The sequence below is a fragment of the Trueperaceae bacterium genome, from assembly GCA_036381035.1.
Lineage (GTDB): Bacteria > Deinococcota > Deinococci > Deinococcales > Trueperaceae > DASRWD01.
The window spans coordinates 1-2,317 of record DASVDQ010000158.1; the positions used below are offsets into that span (position 1 = coordinate 1).

Here is a 2,317-nt window from a genome sequence, read left to right on the forward strand (position 1 = left end):
GGGCGGGTCGAGCGGGGCGTTCCGCGGGGGCTCAGTCCTGCATCCAGTGCGTCACCGGCCTCGCGAGGAACTCGCGCAGCGGGATCCCGTCGCCGCCCACCAGCAGGGTGCGCCGGGGCGAGAACGCTTTCACGAACGCCCGGGTGCCGGCGTGGAGGTCGGGGACCCTGGAGCTCTTGACCTCGATGGCCACGAGCGTCCTGTCAGCCCTGACCACGAAGTCGACCTCGTGGTTCCTCTCGCGCCAGTAGAAGAGCTCTGCCTCGCCGGCCGCGGCGGAGTTCGCCAGGTGGGCGCCGACGGCGGACTCGACGAGCCGACCCCAGAGCTCGCCGTCCGAGCGGGCCTCGTCGGGGCCGAGCCCGGCGATCGCCGTCATCAGGGCGGTGTTCATGACCTGCAGCTTGGGGCTGGAGGCGCGGCTGCGGGCGGCGTCGCCCGCGAACTTCTCGAGGCCCCTGACCAGCCCAGCGCCGGCGAGGAGGTCGAGGTAGTGGGCGAGCGTGCTGGTGTTGCCGGCGTCCTGGAGCTGGCCGAGCATCTTGTTGTAGGACAGCACCTGTCCGGAGTAGCGGCACGCGAGCTCGAAGAGCCGGCGCAGCAGGGCGGGCTTGCCGATCCGCGTCAGTAGCAGCACGTCGCGCGAGATCGTCGTCTCGACGAGCGAGTCCAGGACGTAGCGGCGCCAGCGGTCCGGCTCGTCGGCCAGGGCGGCGGCGCCGGGGTAGCCCCCGAAGTACAGGTAGCTCTCGAGGTCGAAGCCGAACGCCTCTCGCATCTCCGCGAACGACCAGTGACCGACGTGGATCACCTCGAAGCGCCCGGCCAGGCTCTCCGTGAGCCCGCGCTGCACGAGGAGCGGAGCCGACCCCAGCAGCACGACCTTGAGGTCGCGCCGCGCCCTGGTGTCCTCGTCCCACAGGCGCTTCACTGTCTCCGACCAGCCCGTGACCTTCTGCACCTCGTCGAGCACGAGCACCCCGCCGGACAGGCGCGCGGCGTCCCACTGCTGCTGTACCCACTCCGGTCCGCGAAGCGTGGGCTCGTCGGCGCTCGCGAAGCGCACCGGCACGGCCAGGGCGTCCGTCGCCTGCTGCACCAGGGTGGTCTTGCCCACCTGGCGCGGGCCCGTGACCGCCTGGATGTAGCGGCGCGGCTCGGAGAGCCGGCGCACGAGCTCTGCGACCTGGGGCCGGCGGTAGGTGGGCGAAGTGCTCATCACGTTGAGTAATAATACTCAATACGTTGAGCAAAATGGCGAGCCCTCGCGGTGGCGGCTCCCGGGGCTCGACGCGGGCGTCGGCCGGGGCATCGAGCGGCGGAAGGCCCGACGATCGTGACTAGACCACTCGGTTCGATTGACGGCGGCGAGGGGCGGGCCTATCCTCGGGATACCCTTGGTTTCTAAGGGTAACGAGCGCTCCCCCCACGGCCCGAGCCGCGCGGCGCGCGGCGGCACGAAGCTCGTCCGGATCGAGGTCCCATGCGTCCGCCTGTCCTCTCAGCCCCAGCGGTCCTCGGCGCAGAGAGCGCCCCCACGCGCCCGGCGTGGGCGGTACGACGGGCTACGAGACCCGCGGAGGCGGTCCCGTGAGCGGCGCGCCGCGCGAGCACGCCGCACCGAACGGCGCGGCCCGCGAGCCCGCGCCGCCCCAGGGCCGGCAGCCGGGCGGGAAGCGCGTCCGCGGCGGCGACCTGCCGCCCCCGCGCCAGCGCCTCTCGGCGCTGCTCGTCACCCACTCGTACTTCAGCTTCGGCGCCGGCACGGCCAGCCCCACGAGCCTCGTGAAGCGCGCCGCCGAGCTCGGCTACCGCTACGTGGGCCTCGCCGACGACCTCAACGTCACGGGCGGCGTCGAGCTGTTCCACGCCGCCCACGAGCACGGGGTGAAGGCGCTGATCGGCGCCACGGTGCCGGTGCGCGTGGAGGACGACGTCTACCCCCTCGTCCTCATCGCCGCCTCGCGCTCCGGCTACGAGACGCTCTGCCGCGTCGTCACCCTCGCCCACGAGCGCGACGAGAGGGACGTCCCCTTCCCCGTCCTGCTGGCGCACGCGCACGACCTCGTCCTCCTCACGGGCGGTCGCGAAGGGCTGCCGTCGCGTCTGCTGGCGCGCCGGCGCGTCGGCGAGCTCGAGGAGCTCCTCAGGCAGCTCAAGGGCGCCTTCGGGGACAGGCTCTACGTGCAGCTCTTCCACGACCGCTACCGCTGGGACGAGCGCCGCGCCCGCGTGCTCAGGCGGCTGGCGCAGAGCCTCTCGCTGCCCGTCGTGGCCGCGCCGGAGGTGCGCTACCTCGACCCGGACGACTACCGCC

Annotated in this window: 2 protein-coding genes; one reads left to right on the plus strand and one right to left on the minus strand. The window is 72.9% G+C overall.

Going from position 1 to position 2,317, the window contains the following annotated elements:
• Positions 1 to 31: 31 nt before the first annotated feature.
• Complete coding sequence (locus VF202_15620; protein ID HEX7041545.1) at positions 32 to 1,219, minus strand: ATP-binding protein; 1,188 nt, start codon at positions 1,217 to 1,219, stop codon at positions 32 to 34.
• A 371-nt stretch (positions 1,220 to 1,590) separates the two neighbouring features.
• On the opposite strand from VF202_15620, the gene VF202_15625 reads away from it, so the two are divergent.
• On the plus strand, positions 1,591 to 2,317 hold a 727-nt coding region (locus VF202_15625), incomplete at its 3' end, for a PHP domain-containing protein (GenBank protein HEX7041546.1).

Excerpts from the sequence above, each read along its gene's own strand:
- VF202_15620 (HEX7041545.1), bottom strand. The coding sequence starts at position 1,219 with ATGAGCACTTCGCCCACCTACCGCCGGCCCCAGGTCGCAGAGCTCGTG.